Source organism: Bdellovibrio sp. HCB274, assembly GCF_047306075.1.
Lineage (GTDB): Bacteria > Bdellovibrionota > Bdellovibrionia > Bdellovibrionales > Bdellovibrionaceae > Bdellovibrio.
In genome coordinates, this window is sequence record NZ_CP178623.1 from 3,512,917 (window position 1) to 3,533,476 (window position 20,560).

Consider the following 20,560-nt stretch of genomic DNA (forward strand, 5'->3'; position numbering starts at 1 on the left):
CCAGTTTGTGCAATAATTAATCATGTTATTATATTGCATTATATTTTTGCTTGTCGTTCTTTATTGGCCAACCAGCTTGTACTGGAATGACGATATTCTTTGGGCACGGGGAATTTCAAATTATATCGATTGGCCGGTGCATTTCGCTCACGCCACCAAAGTTCACTATCAATCCCTGGTAGAGTGGTACACCCATAATCCGTTCGTTTACAATACTCGCAACAATTATCCATTTTGGGCTGACGTACCTTCCGGTTTATTGTTGAAAACAGGATTGCCCTTTAAGTCCGCGTTTCTAATTCCTTCGATCTTATTTACCGTCTTATTTCTTTACTGCGTTTATCAGTTCCTTCACCGCAGGGGTTTCAATAAAAATTCGATTGCGGCAGTTTTGGTGCTGTTTCTATTTGCCAGCATGCCTAATGGCGAAGGTACTCAGCCCCAATTGTGGTTAAACACTTTTAGTCCAAACCGAAGTCTGTTGCTGACGTTTTCATTACTGCTAATCGTATATGGAATCTTTGATAGATTTCTAAATTCCACAACACAAGAGAACTTTAAACAGAAGGTACTTACCTTTTTGAAGCTGACTGGGATCACTCTTTTGGTCAGTATGACTCACCCCCATACACTTCTGTCGATTGCGGTCACGGCGACCATCTTTTCATTCGTAATCTTTAAAAAGAAAAGATCAATACCTGTTGAGGCCATCGCATGGGCTTTTGCCAGTCTGGCAATTGTTTTCACCTTTAAATACTATTTATGGGGAGAAGCGACTGCCGGCTATCCGATGTTTCGTCCAAATTGGACAGAAGAACGCTTTGGGGTAAATCCCATTCTTTTCTGGCCATTTTTCGGTGGAATCGTTTATTTGCTTGGTGTCGGCCTCGCCATTTACAAGAGAAAGTATATCGAGCTTTCCATAATCGTTACACTCACCTTAGTCCACTTGTTGTTTCAGTGGCAGATTAACGAATACGATAACATTAAAAATACTCTGCTGATGATGTTTCTGTGTTCATCACTCGTGGTGCAACTTTTACCGGCGAAAAAACTGCTGATTCCGATCTGTCTGGTGTGTATCGTGCCTTCACTTAAAGAGTGGACCGAAATTTATCCGATCAGCAGTCGAATTGAAATGGACATAGCGGAAAGACTTCAAAACGACACACCTAAGGATTACGTGGCTATTATTGATAGCCGCCACAATCATTTCATACCCATGTTTACAACTATTCCTGTGATGGCGTGGTGGGATTTCTATTCATGGACGTTAGGACTTCAATCAAAACCAGAAACTATTCTGAGGTTCGAAGCCTTGCAACTGCCACAGGCCACTGCATTTACAAAGCCTTTGCTTTTTGTGGTTCGAAATGATGGCAGTTACTCACCCTACGAAGTCGAAGGTCGTTTTAAAGATCTTACGGGTCGCTATCTGCAATTCAATCAAGAGGCCCTGGTTAAACTTGCACCATATCAAAGATATCCGGGCTATACGATCTACAGAAAGCTTCCGAAAAATGATCAATGATGCTCTAAATTTACGGCCTCGTTAACAATATAATGTGGCCGGTTGCGAGTCGCCGTATGAACCTGGCGAATATAAAATCCAAAAAGCCAAATAATAAAAAACAGCATTGAGAAGCCTAAACTCACTACAGATATAAGCAAAGTGCTTTGACTGAAAGTGTTCAGCAAAGAGACTAATCCAGCAAGGGCTCCAAGCAAGAAGACTGCTCCCACAAAAAACGGCAAGTGCAATGGGAAATAGGAAAAATGTGTCCAAGCTCTGAAAAATTCCAAGTAGCTGCGAGGGCCACCCAATGAAAATTTAGTTTCACCAGCAAATCTCGGCTGGCGCTGAAACGGCAAATAAGCTTGTTTTAATCCAATCCAATCCGTGTAAGCACGGAAGTACGGATCAAACTCCCCCGATCGCAAAATTTCATTCGTCGCCCGACGGGTTAAAAGCTTAAAGTTTCCACAATCAACTGAATACTTAAATGGGTAAGAAAGGGAGAGTATACGGTAGGAAAGCTTTAGCATGATTCGCTTATAAAGTGTTTCACCGTGGCGTTCGAGCATATGAGTATTCACAACGTCGGCCTGGGTGGTTCTTTGCATCTTGATCAACTCTGCAAAAAGCTCTGGAGGATCTTGAAGATCAGAATCCATGGTAATGACAAGATCACCCTTGGCAACTTTAAGTCCGGCAAAGAAACAAATATCGCGACCCATTTTTCGAGTCATCTGTAACATACGAATACGTTTGTCAGATTGAATAGCATCCTTAATCAGGCTAGGCGAAAAATCTTTGGAATGGTCGTCGACAAAAATCATCTCTCCGTCAATGCCGAACTCCTGCTTAACCTTATCCAAAGCCAAGCCACAGCGGGAGATAAATTCCTGGATTGTCGCGCCTTCGTTTAAATTCGTAAGTACTACAGATAGAAGCATATCATCCACTTTGCCATAGCCGTTTTAATCATGCTAGCTTTAAAGAATGAAGACAGCATCACTGACCAGAATCATTTTCTACTTTCTGCTTCCTATGATTTTCCTGGGAAGTTACCTGGTCACTGCGGTCAACGAAGTCAACTATGGCCTAAATCGTGACTATGCCGAGGGAACAACTTTAGCCTTTGTGGAAAAGTTTCGAAATGCCGAAAGCCTAAAAAGTGTTTATTCGGAAGAGGCTCTTGAAAAAAGTGAGATCGTTGGTTATCCGTTCTTACATTTGAGCTTGGTATCGAGTTTCTCCCACAATGCCAACAGCACCCTGACGTCCGGCAGAACTATATCGGTTATATCGGCACTTCTCATCGCACTTCTTGCATGGATGATCTTATTTAAATCTACTGTGCAGAATCTGAAGTATCTTCCCCTGTTGGCCGTTTTGATACTATACCAGTCTGCTGTATTCGACTGGTCCCTTCTTGCCAGAGCAGATCTTTTAGCTGCACTCTTTGAGGTTTTGGGAATTCTGTTATTTGCAAAATCAGTTCAGCATTCAAAGCGAAGCTATGCAGCCCCTTTCGTCTGTTTTATCTTGGCTTTTCTGTGCAAACAAAATTTTATCGCAGGTCCACTGCTTATTGCTGGCTATCAACTATTCAATAACCGCAGAAGTCTTTTGAAAGCCACACCCCTGATTCTTGTTGGCGTAGCACTTCTTGGGACCGCAATAACTTGGGTATTAGGGCCTTCGTATTGGCAGCACACGGTCACACAGCTTCAAGAGCAATCGTTCCATTTCTCAAGGCTTTTGGAAATGGGCTCTGGATATCTAGTCGCGCATTTGTTTCTATTCGCTCTCGCCTTCGTCGGATTTAGAACCTCTCAACATCAGCTCTCGAAAAAGTTCCTGCCACTTTGGTTTGCGATCACCGCCTTGCTGGTTCTACTTGGACTGGGCAGAAGTGGATCTAACTTCAATTACTTTATATCGATGAGTATTCCTCTGGGACTTTTGGCTTTCTTGGGTATTCAAGAAATTCTGAAATTAAAATTAAATTCTCAATCTGTGGGGATACTGGCTTTATTGCTGTTTTCATTCAGTTTAAACTATGCCGAGAATCATAACTTAGCTGGAAAGTTCACTTACCTAAGCCACCGCGCATGGCCTCCCACCCGACACAATCCAGAAAGTGCTTTAGCTACTACGAAGGAATACCTTAATCAGGCCGGTGCAAAAGCTGTATTTTGCGATGAACCTGGGGTCTGTGCATTAATGGCGTACCCCGTAAACTATATGTATTTTGAGAATCAGATGAATGCAGAAACCTTCACAGCTGTGGACTTGATTGCAAAGTACGATGCACTTTTGTTTACAGAGTATCCCGATAAGAACCTGGCTTGGACAAAGTTCAAATTGCCAAAGGGACTATTGGAAAATCTAAATACTGAATACGAGCTACAAAGAATAACCGATCTTGGCTTCATTTTTGTTCGAAGAAAGTAGTTACAGAAACCGACACTGATTGTTTTGAATTACGATCACTTGATCAAAGATACAGTTATACTTAAATCCGAACCAGCCTGGGTGCTGGACCCATTCAACATTAGTCAGTTCCTTTTTTACCAGATAGGCTTCGCCATTGGTATTTGCTGCAGGAATTCTGACTTGAACCAATCCTTCAATCTGCTTCCAATCGCCCAGCTGCCCGCTCTGGGAACATACTTGTTTTGAAAACTCGATTTTCTGAATCTGACAACTCTGTTCTTGAGAGCTAAAATAATAGTATCGACCGCCGGCTGAAACCACAGCCAGAAGAAGCACACTCATCATAGTCAGGATAATCAACTTAGAACTGTTCACTTGAATTATTGTTGCTTTCACTCGCTGGTTAGTCACTAAATAAGCTATGGATAACCAAAAAGTTTTATTACTGGGAGCATCAGGTTTAATCGGGGCAGCTTTATCGAAAAAGCTGAGCCCGGAGTCCGCACGTTCTCTACTTACACCCAACTCGGGGGAACTTAATCTGTTGAACTTTTCTGAAGTGGAAAAGTATTTTTCAAAGCACAAGCCAGAAGTAGTCATAAACGCCGCTGGGAAAAGCGGCGGAGTTGCTGCGAATATCAAAATGCCGGCTGACTACTCACTAGAAAATACTCTTATGAGTTCAGCAGTCATCAGTGCTTCCCTGAAGTCAGGGGTTAAACGGATGATCCAATTCGTTCCAGCATGTGTGTATCCTTTGAATGCACCTTTACCATACAATGAATCATCGCTTCTAAACGGACAAGTTGAAGAAAGCAGCAAGCATTTCGCCCTGGCAAAACTGAATGCGTTGTCAATGGCAGAAGCTATGAATAAGCAACACGGCACTGAGTTCATTTCAGTTATTCCAAGTAACGTCTATGGCCCTCTTCAGAAAAAAGCTTCAGAACATTCTCACGTGATTCCATCACTAATAAAAAAGATGTCGGAAGCGAAAGCCAGTCAATTGACGAAAGTTGAAATCTGGGGTGACGGAGCCAATCAGAGGGACTTTCTTCACTCGTTTGACTTAGCAGATGCAACTTTGCATTTGTTGGAGCAGAAAAATCTGCCTTCGGTCATAAATGTTGCAAGCGGAGAAGTAACCTCGATTGCAACACTGGCAAAACTGATTCAAGCCCAAACAAGATTTACGGGTGAACTTGATTTCGTCAGCAATAACTTGACGGGCGCTCAACACAAGTTTCTTGATACCACGGCTATGGATAGATTTGGCTGGAAAGCTAAAATTCCACTCTCCCAGGGACTTAGAACTTTACAATCTTAATATTGGCGGGATGGCGCATTCCATCTTCTGGCGAAAAGATATCGCCATCCCCGTCTGGAGATTGAACACGCAGGGATCTCCCGATTTCAAAGAAATCGTGATTAGACACTTTTTGACGATCTGCGAGCAAATTATCCTTGTCGGGAAACTCGTCGACCGAATAGTTTTTCAATACCACATTCAAATCAATAGAAACTCTTGGGCCGGCATTTTCCCGTCTGAACGTACCGTGCAAAAGTGAAGAATCAACCATCATAACATGGCCCGTCTGACTAGAAATTGCCAGTTCCTGGCTATTCTTAATCAGTTCATTAGCGTCGTGATAACTTGAAAGTGGCTTTAACCAATCGGGACCCATTTCAGTACCCGGCTTCCACACCTTCAGCAGATTATTTTCCATGTCTCCTAGAACGGGAATATGCAAAAGCACCGATCTCTTTGAACAACCTACCCACGTTTCCGAGTGCGGAAGTTCGGTGGGATAGCTTAAAGTATCGGAAGTTTTAACCGGATTCTTTACACGTACATTAAAGGGATAAATCCAGAACTCTGCCGCGTGATTAATATTGGATGTAGCCAGAATATCAGCAATCACACGATGTACTTCAGTGAATAAGTGGTCACAGTAGGATTTAGGAATCACAATCCCCGATGTACTCACATTCTTTGCGATGTTTGGAAACGTATTCAAAAAATCTTCAGTTGAATCAGAAAGTGCCGATTGCCCTGCCGAGATGAGAAGATAGTTCTTAACTTTGTTTTGCAATTCCAGGAACAGATCCTTCGGAATACGAAAGCTGGCCGTCAAAGCTTCATCGGTATGAAAGCTCGTTTGTGCGACCGCAGATTTAAAGTGTTTTTGTCGTAGAAGTTGATATTCGTTCATACCACTTCCCGCAACAATGTCTGCAGCCTGCGAAACCCCTCAGCCGTTCCAAAATCGATCTCAGAAAAATCACATTTATAGAATTTCACGTCGTTCTTAATCTTGGGAAACACATCCCTTTCAAAAGAACACGTTTCTGGCAGATTCAACGACTGCCATTTAAGAACCAGGTCAGAACTCAACATCGCGACGCCTGCGTAACAGTACCCAGGTGTGTTATAGAGATCTTGCCACTGCGATGTTTGGGAGTTCGCGAGAAATCCAGATTTTTCGTGGTTTTCTTTTGGGCTTACCAAAAAAACTGCCTTTTGGTTCTTTGAAACTCTTTGAATTGTTTGAAATGGATTCTCAGCAAAGAATGTGTCCGCATTGGACAGAATAAAGCGTGATTCCTTAACGAATGGAGCAATCAGCGAAAGAGCTCCGCCAGTTCCCAATCGGGTTTCCTCATCCGGAAAGGAGAACTGCATGTTATAATCTCCATTCGCCAAGTGCGCTTTGATACTTTCACGTGCTGGTCCCGCAAGAAGAATGACATGTTCTATTCCCGCTTCGCATGCCTGACGTAAAAGAAGATCAATAAAAACAACATCCCCGAAGCGAACCAGGCATTTTATCTGCGAATCAGTATTCAAAAACTCATTTAGACGAGAGGCCTTTCCTCCCGCGAGCAGAACTAAAGTTTTTGTTTCCAATTCCGTAGTTCCCAAAGTAGCATTTCCCTAAATGGTTTTTAAAACGAGTATTCCATATAGAATAGGTTTAATTGGAGGCGGAACAGATCTGCCTTTTTTTACCAACGAGTACGGCACTGAAATCATCAATGCTTCATTCAAAGCCTATTCTCATTGTGAAATTCAGAAAACCCAAAGTCCACATATATTTATTGAGAGTCAGGATTACAAAACTCAGGCGCAAATAGATAAGCTCCCTGAATTGGTACTTATCGCAAAGGATGAGTTCCGAATCAGCCTTGCAGTTCTCAACTGTTTTGCAAATGAATTGATGGAACTTAACTGCGGTCTTCATGTGAAGTCATACTCGGAGTTTGCTCCACAAACCGGTTTGGGTGGAAGTTCGGCTCATTTGATCTCTGTATTGAAATCGTGTCTGGCATTGCTTAACCTTAGTTGGTCCGACGAAAAGATTCTGACTGTGGCGCATTCAATTGAGCGTAACACCCTAAGCATCTTTGGCGGTTTTCAGGATTTTTATCCTTGCCTGCATCAGGGAGCTCACCACCTGTCAAAAAAGCCCGATTCAGAAATTGTTCATCGAATTCTGGATAGCAGCTTTTTGCAGAAACTTGACCTTTCATTCTATGTAAAAGAAAGCCCGGGCATCAGTTTAGGAGAAATGGAACTACCAGATTCCACTTCATTGAAGTTACAAAAAGAATTCGCCAAGAAAGCCGCCGAGGCGTGGCACAATGATGATCCTGTAGAATTCAAACAAATCTTAAGATCCAGCTGGAACGTGAAACAAGGAAAAGATCAGAATCCACCCGACGTATATGCAGCAAAAACCTGCGGTCTTTCAAAAAAAGTAACCGTATTCGCTGTGGAAAAACCAAAGGAAAAGTCCTTTTTAGAAAGTATTGGTCATGGAGTCCGCAAAGTTGAATGGAATTAAGAACTTCCTAAAACGCCACTGGGAAAAGTTGATTTTCCTAAACTGCATCAGCTGTGTGCTTGCTCTAACTTATCGTAATATCTTGTACACCTTGGACGGTGGCGGCCGCTATGCCAGCGGTAAAGATATTTTGGAAGTGGGCCTTCACGGATTTAATGATCATTACTTTCTAGGTGGCATACAGAATTTGTTTTACCCACCCCTGCACGACTTCCTACTGGCCATAGTCATCAAGATAAATGAGTGGGTGTTGCGAGGTGTACTGGATGACAGATGGCTCTACAGCTCGTTCGTATTCGTCCTATTCTCTTTCTACATTTATTCTTTATATCGCCTTAGCAGAAGCTTAGACAAATTCGCCGCAAAGATCTTCTTTGTCATCTTCGTATCTTGGACTCTTTATATAAATGTCTATTCGTTCGAAAAAAACTTTGGTCATTCTCTGAACTTTTATGAGAATCCTGTCACCATGTTCTTTCAGGGCCTTACTCTTCAGGACATTTACGTAACGGGCATCACAAACCAGTTCCTATCCGCTGGATTCCTGGTCCTGGCAATTCTATCGACTCAAAAAAAGGAAAAGTATCTAACAGCCCTTTGGATCTCTCTGACAATTTTGAGTCATTTTGTTTTTGGTTTGGTTGCCGTTATTTTCTATGTGATTAAAAAAGTTTTCGAGAAAGATGTTCGGGCTTTAGTACTTGTGGGCATTGTTTCATTAGGTCTAACCGCCTTTTTTATGTTTCCTATGTTAGCTTATGGAAAGTACCTGGTGAAGTTAGAATCAATTCCCATGCGAACGGGATTCTGGCTTACCATGGTAGGGTTCTCGTTTCTATTTTTTAAAAATAGAACATTTTCATATTATTTGGCGTTTACAGCATTTGTATTCGTAAGTTTCATTGGCATCGCAAAAGTTTCTCTAAAGTACCAGCTTCCAATCATTCCATTTCATTACTATCGCTTCCTTTTTATTTCGCTTCTTCTTTTTGTATTTGCCGTCACTTTTGCCTTAAACGAGTCGCATTCTTGGAAGCGAAAAACCCTTATTGTTAGTCTTTTCATTACCGCTTGGGTTGGAAACTTTGGTGGACACTTCACTCCTAGCTATTTCCTCTGGTGGTATTCACCTAAAGTCGTTAGCATGGAACCTGCCCAGCTAAATGATTTTTCAGCTGGACGCACATACTTCTTTGGGGTTTCCCGTGGCGTTGACTTTGTTTCGGAAATTAAGACGCACCTTTTAGGTGAACGCTCATTCTTTCTTAAAGGACTTTACTGGGAAAGTGCACCAGCTAACAGGCTAATATCGTCTTCACTCTTTTACTTAACTGGTCCACCTTCTGTCCTTGATGGCGACTTTCGGAATCCCTTCAAGGAAAAATCCTGCGAAGTGATGAGTTGTTTTTTTAAATCAATGCTAAATCAAACAGCGGTTACCGAAGTATTTATGCCATCCTATCAGGCCGTACTTCAGTATTTTTGGCAATCAAACGAGAGCCGCGACAAACTGGTTTCCTGTTATAACGATCTTATATCTGCGCTTGGCCCGCAGACCGGCGCCTATTCATACGAAGCATTAACGCTAAATCGATATCTGAATCATGAAACCGCCATCGTTCGAACATTTCGTCCGGACACCCCAAACGCCTCCGTTGAACTATTTTTTAATCGTTGCTCCAAAAACCCTAATGATGACGGCCGGGTTCCCGATGAAGAAAAGCACATTATTACAAGAGTCTCATCGGGAGACTATGAAATTCAAACGCAACCGGGAACCTCTACAGTACAAGTGGCTATGCAGTATTTTCCTGGGTTTCGGTATGACAATGCCAAGGAAAAAGGATTGATACCAACTGATGTTACTGCGGGCATGATTCTTAAGGCCTCGGATGTTACGAATCTTTACTACAAGAGAACCGCAATCATGTGGATCTCTTACGTGATTTCAATTCTTTCCTGGTTAGCTTTTATAATTATTGGTTTGGCGCATATACGACGTAGAAGTCGTCGTAATATATAATCTTGTAGTTCGAACCTATCAACTGAAGCATTTTGTCAGACAGTCGCTGTACTGGAGCGATCCGTGTAGCAGATTCTCGAATCACCAACGAAACTTTTTTATCGGCTAACTGCTTTAATAGCTCATCCTCATTCATGGACTTTCGTGCAATCGCTTGCCCGAATTCGAAAGGCCAAAATATTATTTCTTTACCGGCATACAAGGATAAGGAAGGGTTCTCTGACCACACGGGACCATCGGAATTTCTGACAAGTTCCAAAACTTTCTCGGTGCTATCTTTCGCCAAAGAATTAAAGTTAGACCAGAATAGCTCGGGACCCGGATCTTTAATGAAATAGGAGCGCACCACTACGTTATGCCAGCATGTCGCAACAACAACGAGGGTGGCAACCCAGGAAATAGTTTTGGACTGATTCAATTTTCGGGCTCCCCGGGCGGCAAACCAAGTCACCACAATAGAAAACTCTAGGAGGAAGTTAGAGCTGCTACCTTCGCGACCAGCTCCAACAACCCAGATTAGAGAAGTTACTGCCAACAATGCCATCAACCCATCAGATGACTTTAGGTTCAGCTTTACTAAGCCACTCGCAGCTACCAACAAGATGCCAAGATGAAAAGTTCCATTATCCTTAAGTGCAATCAACAGATTATCGATTCGGAATTCATTGCGATTTGATTCAAAAAGATGACTCCACAAGAATCCACCACTAAATTGATTCAAAACAAAAAGACCACCGACAATAGCAGCAAAGTATAGCGACCAACCACCCAGATCTTTTCTATTCAGTCGAGTTGCTTCCCACAGCATCAGGGAAAGAGGAATCCAAACCGCACTTTGCTTGGTATAAAAGGCCAAAACGAAACAGAGGATCCCCAGCATCTTCGAAGATGATTTCTCGACGGGTTTCAAGTAAAAGTAAAGACCCAATACTTGAAACAGAAGCGCCAATCCATCGATCCTGCCCACACCCATCCAGTTTGAAACTGGAAACCATGAAAACCAAAGAATAAAAGGCAAGGCAAAATCCCACGTAGTTGCATCACGCCCCTGCCAGTCATAGTACATCTTAGCAATGAGCAGTCCTACACCAACCAATGATAAAGTATTAATTATGCGAGCCGCAAAAAGCCATGATTCAGGATCATGACCTAGAAGAGATGCTAGAAATGGAAATAGAGGAGTGTACGAAAAGTAGTTGAATGAATCCGCGGCAGACTGGGAATAGGGACTTAGGCCATCGAACAAAGTTTTTATCTGATGTATAGTTGTCGACTCTCCGTAATCAATCGTAAATGGAAACCGAATAATCTGAAAACTTCTAGTGACGGCCGCCAGATAACAAATCATTCCATAGAGGAATAAAACAGCCGAAAGTGGGCGCACTAATTTATATTTCATATTTAGAATGTTGGTGCATTTGGGCATTGCGCTGGAGTATTCCGATCGCAGCCACCACCGCAGCTGTAATATCCAACTGAAGATCCCGCTGGGATATTAAGGGAAGTACCTCGGATTGTTACCCCGCTAACGTATCTATCAGGAATGGGAACGTTAACATACGTCCCAGGACTACCCGGTGTTGAAGGAGTTGTACCCGAACCACTGCTACCCGGCGAACCAGGTACATAAATTCTGACTGTTGTACCTGGAACAGTAAATCCAGGGGTGTTTTGATCACCAATACTGACGGAAGTGGGTGCTCCCCCACCGGCGCCCGGGGGCAAGTTACACGCACGGGTTTTGCATACCGACTCGGCGGTTACCGCACCCCAACCATCACAGTTTGGTTCAGTAATTTTATAGATTCGAGAGCAACCGACAGATGTACCGCCCACGCCTTTAATCAACTGAGTATTGGATCCACCACCACCACAAGCCTGTGTAAGAGCACCGCCAACAGCTTCAGTCATAGAAGTACAAGTCCAAGAACCACCTTGTATAGTTTGAATGTCATTAGTATTCGGACATAAATAATTTCCAAGGATTGTACCGAAACAATTTTCGACTCTGGCCGCCGCGCTTATAGGTCCCGAAGTTACAAAGTATACTTTCCCGACTTCGATCCATTTCAAATCGACGACTTTAGATACTCCCGCATTCTGTTTAACCTTCATTTTTAGATCAGTGACGTACAATTTTTTAGGGGGTGGAACTGCATTAGGAATTTCATGTGGATCAAATGCACGTAACCATTCCACCGTAAGACCATACGCCTGGAGCTCTCCTCCATCGGCCACTACTAAACCAGATCCCAAATTGAAAGAAACTGGGATGTTCGGACCATTTAAAGCATCATGAGAAGAAAGTCCCGTGAGGGTTGGACCAAATCCCATTGTCTTATTAACCATGTCAGTACAAATAGCATTGGAGGAAATAACGGATTGCAAAGATTGAGTAAGGGAAGCACGGGATAGAGATGCACGAACTTGCGCAGCCTGCTTGCTAGATGTGTTACCCATCTCAGCCACGGCTAAGCCAAGTATTGCTGCTAATCCAAAGCCAACAAGCACCTGTATTATACTCATTCATTCCCCTTACAAACGATCCCGACGATACCAAACAAAAATGGGTACTTAATATAATGACATCATTTGAGGAGTTTGAAGTAAATACTTAAAAATTTATGTCTCAACCTTATACATTGGTCTAGATTGAGAAAACGTATCGGAATGAATCTTAGTAATTCAATGTTAGCTTAACTAATCTTTATTTAGAGATGACGACATCTTCAAATGCCGCCATCTGCATTACAAATTTCTATATCTAATGAACTATTTATTCTTAGCGAACTGAATATCCAGAGTGATCGTTACGTCGTCGCCGACCAAAACACCACCCGCTTCCAAAGCTGCATTCCAATTCAGACCAAAATCTTTGCGTTTGATTTTGGTTTTCGCTGACAGACCAATTTTAGTGTTACCCCAAGGATCGGTATGCTCAGCTGAGGGACCCTCAACTTCCAGGACAACTTCTTTAGTTACATCACGAATTGTAAGGTCGCCTGTGACTTTCAGTTCATCTTCACCAGACTGTTCCACTTTTTTAGATTTAAATGTAATCACTGGAAATTTCTCGACATCAAAAAAATCAGCACTTTTCAAATGGGCATCACGTTGTGCCTCGCGAGTATTAATACTGGACGCTTCGATTGTCGCCTCGACAACTGATTTAGTGATGTCTGCTGAATCCAAAGAAAGGTTGCCGGTGATTTTTTCAAATCCACCGTGAACTTTTGCGATCATCATATGTTTGATAGAAAAGTTTGCGCTTGAGTGAGCTGAGTCGATTTGCCATTTTGTCGTAGTCATAATGTCCTCCTAGAGACCTTGTTAATTGCTACTCCCACATAATCGACCAAAATCCATTGTCTCGGTAGAGGACGGTATCGCAAATCATTGTTGCATTTTTGTACCCAACGACCTTTGCCGTCCCAATAACATGTTAAAACACTGGAAAATCCCCCGTGCCCTGCTCAATCCAGAATGATAGAAATAGGGAACAGGTATTTGGATGAATCGAAAACAGCTTTTACTACTTAGCTTAAGCGCATACCTTGCTTTCTCTGACTGCGAAGCCAATGCGCAATCGGAAAAGCTTTCTTTTAAAATAGGGAATCCCAGCGGAATTAAAATTGTCGGCAGCGACACGGAAACTCATGTTGGATACTTCCTCAGCCAGTTGAAACAAACCAACCCTCAGTACGAGTTCTCTTTTTTCGATGCAAACGTTCCCCGAATATTGGCCCAAATGCGCCAGACCGATAACACCTGCTTCATGGCTTGCCTGGAGGATCGTTCGCGTCTGAAGTATGTCTATTGGACACCCTATGGTTTGATGCCACCGCCAGTAGTTTTGATAAATAAAGCACGAGCAGAAAAACTGAAGCTCGCCGGAACCACACTATCGTTAAAGGACTTAGTACAAATCCCAGACATCATAGGTTCCATTTCCCTGGAAAGATCATACGGTCCTCAGGTTGACGAAATTCTAAAGAATTCAAACGGTGGAAACCTACAAAGAAATCCACAAGACTTTATCGCCGTAAACGTTCTGTCGATGATCGCCAAGGGACGCGTCGACTATACGATCGACCACAGATCGACCCTTGAAGTGCATTCCAATTTAAGCACTACGGACATAGCTGTTTTTGAAATTGAGGAGGCCAAAAAAGAAATGGTCACTTATTTTGCCTGCTCTAGAAGCGAACAAGGAAAAAAGCTAATCACCGACGTAGATGAACTGATCAGAAAAAATGTAAACACGGCCGAATACCAGAAAAAAATTATCGAGCCACTGTTTTCAAAAAACAAAAGCGAGTCATATCTTCGCGCCTGGAAAGCTTTCGCCCAAGAACGCAGCAAAAGCTCCCAGATAGAATAGCAACTACTTAACTTGGATTTTCAATTTGTACGTAGCTTTAGAGCTGCAAGTGTTCTCGACACCATCTTTGGAACAAACCATCTTGCCACAATTCATAGAAAGAACCTGATTGTCTTTATTAAGATCCTTCAACTCTTTCTTCCAATCGGCACAAGCCTTCTTCCAGTTAGCGCGAGCTTCTTTGATCAAATTAGCTTCTTCGCCTTCGATATCATCCTCACCAGAAGTCACCTCATACTTGTTGTCAGCAGTCGATCCCTTCTTAACAGAAATAGTAGTATCCCCATCCGCCGGAATATCCTTAACCCCAATAGACTGAGCAAAAGAAACCGAAACCAACAAAGTAACCAAAACCCCAAAAACAGCTTTCATAAGAAAACCTCCAATAAAAAAATCCTACCACTCCCCCATCCCCAGAAAAGCCATAACACCCCATCCCCGCACACAAAAACCAACGCACCAAGCCAAAACCCACTCCCACTTCTCCATGGCCCCAGTCTTCCTACCCCCTTTACCGAAAACCATCATCCACAGAGGAAATTTTGGTGGAAAGAGGGACTCATGAAGACCTCCGCGGGGCCCGGAAGGCCCTCCCCGAAGGGGAAGCGGCAAGGGCAGGATGCCCGGGTCGAAATGAGCCCCTCTTTCCACCAAAATTTCCTCTGTGGGACGACGAGTTATCGAATGTAACCAGCCCACCAGTAGGATAGACCAATCCATGGCCGGGTCCCATGCAATGCCTCCCTTGACGAACTCCGCTAGGTCCGGAAGGAAGCAACGGCACTCGAGGGTTCATGTGATATGGGGTGCTCGGCCACTTTTTTTGTTTTAGCAGTTCGGAGAATGTTTTGTCTTATCAGGTGATTGCACGCAAATGGCGTCCCCAATCTTTCACTGACGTAGTCGGACAGAATCATATTACCCAAACACTGGCGAACGCGCTTAAAAACAACCGCCTTCCTCACGCTCTACTTTTCACAGGTCCTCGTGGTACCGGTAAAACTTCATCAGCTCGTATCCTGGCAAAAGCTTTGCGCTGCCCGAACGCGGTGAATTTCGTTCCGTGCAACACGTGTGATTCCTGCCGTGAGATCGCGACTGGTTCCAGCGTTGACGTTATCGAAATCGACGGAGCCTCTAACAACGGTGTCGATTCCATTCGTGAACTTCGCGAAACCGTGGCCTTCATGCCTACCAGCGGTAAATACAAAATCTACATCATCGACGAAGTTCACATGCTATCGACAAGTGCCTTCAACGCCCTTCTAAAAACTTTGGAAGAGCCGCCAGGTCACGTGATCTTCATCATGGCGACAACAGAGGTTCACAAAATCCCACAAACGATTTTGTCCCGTTGCCAGCGTTTTGATTTCCGCAGAATCACCACTCGCCAAATCACAGAACGCCTGAAACTGATCTGCGATCAGGAAGGAGTTCCTGCTGAAGAGGAAGCACTATGGGTTATCGCCCGTCAGGGTGATGGTTCCATGCGTGACTCACAAAGTTTGCTGGATCAGGTTATCACTTTCGCAAACGGTCCACTGACTCGTGCGAACGTGGTGGAAATTCTGGGTCTTACTGATCGCGCATTGTTGTTTGAAACTTTGACAGCTTTGGTAGAGCGCAATTCCCAAGCAGTGTTGGCTGTGATCGAAAAAATCTCCAAGGCGGGGTTTGAGCCTCACCTGTTCTCTCAAGATTTGCTTGAGATGATCCGCAATTTGTTGTTGGTGAAGGTTTCTGAAACTCAAGCCGCACAGATTTTAGAAATGCCTGACACCGAGTTGCAGGCTTTGACTGATCTTTCCCTACGCCTGTCTGAAGAAGACATTCACATGCTTTTCGACATGGCACTTAAAGGTGGAAATGATATTCCACGCGCCCAGGATCCTCGCATTGTTCTTGAGGTGATTTTGCTTCGCATGGCATCTGCGCCGAAGCTTTCGGACCTAAAAACGCTTTTAGCAAATGGTCCCCAAGCCTCTCACAGCGCAGGTGGTGCCAGGCCCTACGTTCCGCCGGTAGTTCCCACAGCTCCAGGCCATCATCGACTGAAAGAATCCCAATCCGTTCCTGAAGTTCCTTCGGGTCTGGAGAAGATGAAATCTGCCTTTGAATCACCGGTGAAAAAACCAGTGGAAAAGCCCGCCGCGCCCGTGGTTGAAGTAAAGGCCGAGGAAGTTAAACCTGAACCACCAAAACTTGCGACTGGTGCAAATCCAACCGAGCGTTGGATGCACTTTGTGGAATTGCTTCGCCAGGATGACGCTCTGTTTGCAGCGAAAATCGAAAACCTTCTGTTCGTGAAAGAGGAAGGCAAGCTTTTGACCCTGGGAGTGCCGACAAAATTGGTCTTCCTAAAGGACCAAATGGCTGACACTCAGGTGCGTAAAAAGCTGCAAGGATTTATTGATTCGTACTGGGGTGCTGGGTATTCTTTTGAAGTATTAATGAAGGGTGATCAAGTCGGCGAATCCGCTCAGGCTCTGCAACAAAAAAAGGTGCAGCTGGCTGAAGACGAAATCCGCAACAAGATTACCACCAACCCGATGGTGAAAGCAGCTCAGGAAGCATTCCAGGGCAAAATCAAATCCATCGTAGAACTTAAAGGCGAATCTTCGCCTAAGAAATAAAGGAGTTCCTATGAAAGGCCTTGGCGGCGGAATGGCAGCTTTGATGAAGCAAGCCAATCAAATGCAAATGAAAATGAAAAAAGCCCAGGAAGAACTTGCTAAAGCAGAATACGAAGCAAGCACTGGCGGCGGCGCTGTGACTGTTAAAGTTAACGGCGACCACATGATCACTTCTTTGAAAATCAGCGCTGACGTTATGAAAGACGGCGACGTTGAAATGCTTCAGGACATGATCATGTCTGCAACTAACGAAGCTGTTAAAAAAGCTCGCGACACTTCTGCCAAAGAGATGGAAAAAATCACTGGCGGCATGAACATTCCAGGAATGTTCTAATTTAGATAACCGGAGAATCCCTTGCTTCACATTACCGCTCTTGAAAAATTAGTCCATGAAATGAGCCGTCTGCCTGGTATCGGGCCGAAGACTGCTCAACGTCTGGCCTATTTCATTCTCAAATCCGAGACTGAATTTCCGGAGCGTTTAAGTGAAGCTCTTCTTCGTGTGCGTGCCGAGGTTCATGACTGCCCTCGCTGCTATAACTTTACGGATGCGGATCTTTGCCGTTACTGCAATGACTCCCACCGTGCCGACGATGCACTTTGCGTGGTTGAGGAACCTTCCGATATCATGCGCATCGAATCTTCGGGTGCGTTCCGCGGCCGCTACCATGTTTTGCATGGGGCGATCTCTCCGCTGGAAGGCATTGGTCCGAAAGAACTGAAAATCCATGAGTTGATCGAGCGCGTGGACGCCGGCATTCGTGGTGACGGTCCCGTGATCAAGGAAATCATCCTGGCATTGGACGCAGATCTTGAGGGCGATACGACGATTTTGTACCTGGCAAAGCAGCTTCAAGGCAAAGGATTGAAACTTTCTCGCATTGCCCATGGAGTTCCTATTGGCAGCGACATCGATTTCATAGATGATAGAACTATGGGTCGTGCCCTGCAAAATAGAGTGGAGCTGTAATGTCCTTTATTAACTACAATGCCAAAGAGATTCACTGCAAAGTCGTGTACTACGGCCCTTCATTGGGCGGTAAGACGACAAATATTCAGTGGGTTTATCAAAAAACGGCTGAGGATCAAAAATCCAAGCTTGTGGCATTGAACACGGACATTGAGCGTACTTTGTTCTTTGACTTCCTGCCTTTGAACGTCGGTGAGATCCGTGGTTTCAAAACCCGTTTCCACCTTTACACTGTTCCAGGACAAGTGGTTTACGATGCCTCCCGCAAGCTGATCCTAAAAGGCCTTGATGGCGTAATCTTCGTCGCAGACTCGCAAATCGAGCGTATGGACGAAAACTTGGAATCTCTTCGCAACCTGGAAACGAACCTTGAGCAACAAGGTTACGACATCCGCGAGATCCCATTGATCATGCAATACAATAAGCGCGATCTTCCCAACGTGGCTTCTTTGGCCGAGATGAGAAGCGCCCTAAACCCTTACAACGCGCCGGAAATCGAAGGCTGCGCCTCTGAAGGTAAAGGCGTGTTTGAGTCCCTAAAAACCGCTTCCAAGTCCATTATCAACGTCCTTAAGGGCGGAACTACACTCTAGTTCATATTCAGATTTTCCTTACGACCTAGGCACTGCTGTGCTATAGGATGTCGCACCTAATAGGCGTATAATGGCCTTTCATACCAAGGCGTATTGCCCGGGCGAGGTAATGACTATGAGTTATGATGTTGCTGCTGAAATCCAAAGACTGAAAAAAGAAAAGAACGCTGTCGTTCTGGCTCACTACTATGAAGATGGTGATATTCAGGATGTAGCCGACTATGTCGGTGACAGTTTCTTTTTGGCTAAAAAGGGACAGGAAGTAAAAGAGCAGGTCATCTTGCTTGCGGGTGTTGTGTTCATGGCTGAATCAGTCAAGATCATGAATCCCACAAAAACAGTTTTGGTTCCGGAACTTGAGGCCACTTGTTCTTTGGTTAAGGGCGCTCCTTACGATAAGTACCTGGCTTGGCGCCAACAACATCGCGAAGGTATCGCGGTGACTTACATCAATTCCTCTGCCGAAGTTAAATCCATCTCTGATGTGATCATCACCTCCTCCAATGCGGCACAGATTGTTGAATCGATTCCTAAAGATCGCAAGATCCTGTTCGGCCCGGATCAACACTTGGGTCGTTGGTTATCTAAAAAACTAAATCGCGAAATGGAATTCTGGAATGGCTCTTGCGAAGTGCACGTGCTGTTCAATGCCAATCGCCTGGCTGCACTTATTAAAGAGCATCCCGACGCTTTGATTTTGGCTCACCCGGAGTGTGATGACTCGGTATTGGCTTATGCAAATATCATTGGCTCCACTCAGCACTTGCTGGATTCCGTTTCTTCGCAACCACATAAGAAATTTATCGTGGCGACTGAAACTGGTATTTTCCATCAAATGCAAAAACGCCGTCCTGATGCCACATTCATTCAGGCGCCAGTTGTTGATGAGGGTTGTAAGTGCAACGACTGCCCTTACATGAAGATGAACAACATGGAAAAAATCAAACGCGCTTTGGAAACTTTGAAACCGGAAGTGAATCTGCCAGAGGCACTTCGCCTGGAAGCTAAAGTTTCCCTGGATCGCATGATGGATATCACCAGCGGCAAAGCCGTTCAGTGGCCATCCCAATTCAATCTGTAATTGCCGGAAGGACTTTGACATGATCATTGATAAAATGATGTTAGAGTCCTTGCGAACACATCTGAACTGCCCTGACCTGCAGGTCTTTGCTTACGAAGAATGGGGCAGTCAAAATCCCGATCACCGCAGTCTGATTCATGCCCACCGTGATCGTATTATTCTAAATTCTGAAACTCCCCTGCACTCAAGTATCGCGCACACCAACGGAATGGGAATTCTGGTCACTTCTGCACACGCTGTAGGGGTTGATATCGAACACGCCGAGCGCATTGCAGACAGAGTTGTAAAGCGCATAACGTCGCCACAGGAGTTCACATCAGCTCCGAATGCGGCAAGCCTATGGACTGCCAAAGAAGCGTGCTTTAAAGCACTGCGCCCCTTCAAACAGCCCTCGGTTCTTTCCGGTTTTTCTGTAGGAAATTGGCGAAAAAATGCATCCCAATTTGAGACATTCACACTGCTTGATTACTCTGAACATCAAGTCCCGTCTGAAGGAGCTGGCGTGTGTTTCCACCAGCAGAAATTTTGCTTTGGATTTTTCTGCGTGAACCTTTAACTTTGGTCCGGTCCTGCCGAAGAGTTTAATAGCTCATATGCAAGTTCCTTAAGAGCAAGGTAGGTAAAAATGGGAAACACAGCTGCTAACAAACGGATTGCTCCACGCAAGGAAGTCACACCGATTCACGTATCGTACATGACATCGCTGGATGATTTCGCAAAGATCGCAAAAAATTGCGAAATCGTGGAAGCTTCATCAACCGGTCTGCTTTTACTGGTTAAAAGAGAAGACCTGATTCCCACGGCGCTAAGAAAAAATCTGACTCTGGATGTGCTGATTGGAGATCGAATCTTCATGCATCTGGATGAAATGAATCTGGAAATTTCCGGTGTTATCAAAAGAACGAAACTGCTGGGTAAAAAAGGTTTCCACATCGCCGTCGACTATAGCGAAGACGCTCCGGAATACTGGAGAGAATGTTTAATGGATCTTTTGCCGACTCCAGGAGAGTTGGAAGAAGAATAGTTTTGCGCTCTATTGCATATGAAAATAAAAAGGGAATCCGGTTGGATTCCCTTTTTTTATTCTCTCA

21 protein-coding genes and 1 other RNA gene are annotated in these 20,560 nt (G+C 44.2%); 14 read left to right on the top strand and 8 right to left on the bottom strand.

What is annotated here, in order from left to right:
- The first annotated feature begins 22 nt into the window (after positions 1-22).
- Positions 23-1,531, top strand: coding sequence for a hypothetical protein (locus tag ACLWNV_RS17055; RefSeq protein WP_413585651.1), 1,509 nt, complete (start codon positions 23-25; stop codon positions 1,529-1,531).
- Here ACLWNV_RS17055 and ACLWNV_RS17060 read toward each other — a convergent pair.
- Entirely contained in the window at positions 1,525-2,457 is a 933-nt protein-coding gene (locus ACLWNV_RS17060; protein ID WP_413585652.1) for a glycosyltransferase, read from the bottom strand. The genes ACLWNV_RS17055 and ACLWNV_RS17060 overlap by 7 nt on opposite strands.
- A 46-nt stretch (positions 2,458-2,503) precedes the next feature.
- Between ACLWNV_RS17060 and ACLWNV_RS17065 the strand changes: the two genes are divergently transcribed.
- A complete protein-coding gene (locus ACLWNV_RS17065) occupies positions 2,504-3,961 on the top strand; it encodes a hypothetical protein (RefSeq protein WP_413585653.1) in 1,458 nt (485 codons plus the stop codon).
- Here ACLWNV_RS17065 and ACLWNV_RS17070 read toward each other — a convergent pair whose 3' ends face one another.
- Positions 3,962-4,339 (bottom strand): hypothetical protein, encoded by a 378-nt coding sequence (locus ACLWNV_RS17070; RefSeq protein WP_413585654.1) that lies wholly within the window; start codon positions 4,337-4,339, stop codon positions 3,962-3,964.
- Positions 4,340-4,364: 25 nt separating this feature from the next.
- Here ACLWNV_RS17070 and ACLWNV_RS17075 point away from each other — a divergent pair, with 25 nt between their 5' ends.
- Complete coding sequence (locus ACLWNV_RS17075) at positions 4,365-5,270, top strand: NAD-dependent epimerase/dehydratase family protein (protein ID WP_413585655.1); 906 nt, start codon at positions 4,365-4,367, stop codon at positions 5,268-5,270.
- On the opposite strand, the gene ACLWNV_RS17080 is transcribed toward ACLWNV_RS17075, so the two are convergent.
- Both ACLWNV_RS17080 and ACLWNV_RS17085 read right to left on the bottom strand, forming a co-directional pair.
- Positions 5,251-6,156 carry a hypothetical protein gene (locus tag ACLWNV_RS17080; protein WP_413585656.1) on the bottom strand — a complete coding sequence of 302 codons (906 nt, stop codon included), beginning with the start codon at positions 6,154-6,156 and terminating at the stop codon, positions 5,251-5,253. The two genes, ACLWNV_RS17075 and ACLWNV_RS17080, sit on opposite strands and share 20 nt — an antisense overlap.
- Complete coding sequence (locus tag ACLWNV_RS17085) at positions 6,153-6,866, bottom strand: nucleotidyltransferase family protein (RefSeq protein WP_413585657.1); 714 nt, start codon at positions 6,864-6,866, stop codon at positions 6,153-6,155. Before ACLWNV_RS17085 ends, ACLWNV_RS17080 begins: the two co-directional genes overlap by 4 nt.
- Positions 6,867-6,882: 16 nt before the next feature.
- Between ACLWNV_RS17085 and ACLWNV_RS17090 the strand changes: the two genes are divergently transcribed.
- The gene (locus tag ACLWNV_RS17090) at positions 6,883-7,788 is read left to right on the top strand and encodes a hypothetical protein (RefSeq protein ID WP_413585658.1); all 906 of its coding nucleotides are present in this window, start codon (positions 6,883-6,885) and stop codon (positions 7,786-7,788) included.
- Positions 7,760-9,811, top strand: a complete 2,052-nt coding sequence (locus ACLWNV_RS17095) for a hypothetical protein (protein ID WP_413585659.1) — start codon at positions 7,760-7,762, stop codon at positions 9,809-9,811. The genes ACLWNV_RS17090 and ACLWNV_RS17095 overlap by 29 nt, the downstream gene beginning before the upstream one ends.
- Here ACLWNV_RS17095 and ACLWNV_RS17100 read toward each other — a convergent pair.
- The 3 genes from ACLWNV_RS17100 to ACLWNV_RS17110 all read right to left on the bottom strand — a co-directional run bounded on the left by ACLWNV_RS17100 (position 9,765) and on the right by ACLWNV_RS17110 (position 13,120).
- Positions 9,765-11,210, bottom strand: coding sequence for a hypothetical protein (locus ACLWNV_RS17100; RefSeq protein ID WP_413585660.1), 1,446 nt, complete (start codon positions 11,208-11,210; stop codon positions 9,765-9,767). The two genes, ACLWNV_RS17095 and ACLWNV_RS17100, sit on opposite strands and share 47 nt — an antisense overlap.
- Before the next feature lie 2 nt (positions 11,211-11,212).
- Positions 11,213-12,337 (bottom strand): hypothetical protein, encoded by a 1,125-nt coding sequence (locus tag ACLWNV_RS17105; protein WP_413585661.1) that lies wholly within the window; start codon positions 12,335-12,337, stop codon positions 11,213-11,215.
- 246 nt (positions 12,338-12,583) lie between these two features.
- Positions 12,584-13,120 (bottom strand): YceI family protein, encoded by a 537-nt coding sequence (locus tag ACLWNV_RS17110; RefSeq protein WP_413585662.1) that lies wholly within the window; start codon positions 13,118-13,120, stop codon positions 12,584-12,586.
- 202 nt (positions 13,121-13,322) lie between these two features.
- Between ACLWNV_RS17110 and ACLWNV_RS17115 the strand changes: the two genes are divergently transcribed.
- Entirely contained in the window at positions 13,323-14,192 is an 870-nt protein-coding gene (locus ACLWNV_RS17115) for a hypothetical protein (protein WP_413585664.1), read from the top strand.
- A 3-nt stretch (positions 14,193-14,195) separates the two neighbouring features.
- On the opposite strand, the gene ACLWNV_RS17120 is transcribed toward ACLWNV_RS17115, so the two are convergent.
- On the bottom strand, positions 14,196-14,564 hold the full coding sequence (locus ACLWNV_RS17120) for a hypothetical protein (RefSeq protein WP_413585665.1): 369 nt from the start codon (positions 14,562-14,564) through the stop codon (positions 14,196-14,198).
- Positions 14,565-14,912: 348 nt separating this feature from the next.
- Between ACLWNV_RS17120 and ffs the strand changes: the two genes are divergently transcribed.
- From ffs to ACLWNV_RS17160, 8 genes are all read left to right on the top strand, one after another.
- An RNA gene (ffs, locus tag ACLWNV_RS17125) (signal recognition particle sRNA small type) lies at positions 14,913-15,011 on the top strand.
- A gap of 29 nt (positions 15,012-15,040) precedes the next feature.
- Positions 15,041-16,825 carry a DNA polymerase III subunit gamma/tau gene (gene dnaX, locus ACLWNV_RS17130; protein ID WP_413585666.1) on the top strand — a complete coding sequence of 595 codons (1,785 nt, stop codon included), beginning with the start codon at positions 15,041-15,043 and terminating at the stop codon, positions 16,823-16,825.
- 10 nt (positions 16,826-16,835) lie between these two features.
- Positions 16,836-17,159: a YbaB/EbfC family nucleoid-associated protein gene (locus ACLWNV_RS17135; RefSeq protein ID WP_413585667.1), complete on the top strand. Its 324-nt coding sequence runs from the start codon at positions 16,836-16,838 to the stop codon at positions 17,157-17,159.
- Positions 17,160-17,180: 21 nt separating this feature from the next.
- On the top strand, positions 17,181-17,795 hold the full coding sequence (recR, locus tag ACLWNV_RS17140) for a recombination mediator RecR (RefSeq protein ID WP_413585668.1): 615 nt from the start codon (positions 17,181-17,183) through the stop codon (positions 17,793-17,795).
- Positions 17,795-18,388: a GTP-binding protein gene (locus ACLWNV_RS17145; protein WP_340598011.1), complete on the top strand. Its 594-nt coding sequence runs from the start codon at positions 17,795-17,797 to the stop codon at positions 18,386-18,388. Before recR ends, ACLWNV_RS17145 begins: the two co-directional genes overlap by 1 nt.
- Before the next feature lie 109 nt (positions 18,389-18,497).
- Complete coding sequence (nadA, locus tag ACLWNV_RS17150) at positions 18,498-19,469, top strand: quinolinate synthase NadA (RefSeq protein ID WP_413585669.1); 972 nt, start codon at positions 18,498-18,500, stop codon at positions 19,467-19,469.
- 19 nt (positions 19,470-19,488) lie between these two features.
- A complete protein-coding gene (locus tag ACLWNV_RS17155) occupies positions 19,489-20,025 on the top strand; it encodes a 4'-phosphopantetheinyl transferase family protein (protein ID WP_413585670.1) in 537 nt (178 codons plus the stop codon).
- 69 nt (positions 20,026-20,094) lie between these two features.
- A complete protein-coding gene (locus ACLWNV_RS17160; protein WP_413585671.1) occupies positions 20,095-20,493 on the top strand; it encodes a hypothetical protein in 399 nt (132 codons plus the stop codon).
- The last annotated feature ends 67 nt before the right edge of the window (positions 20,494-20,560 follow it).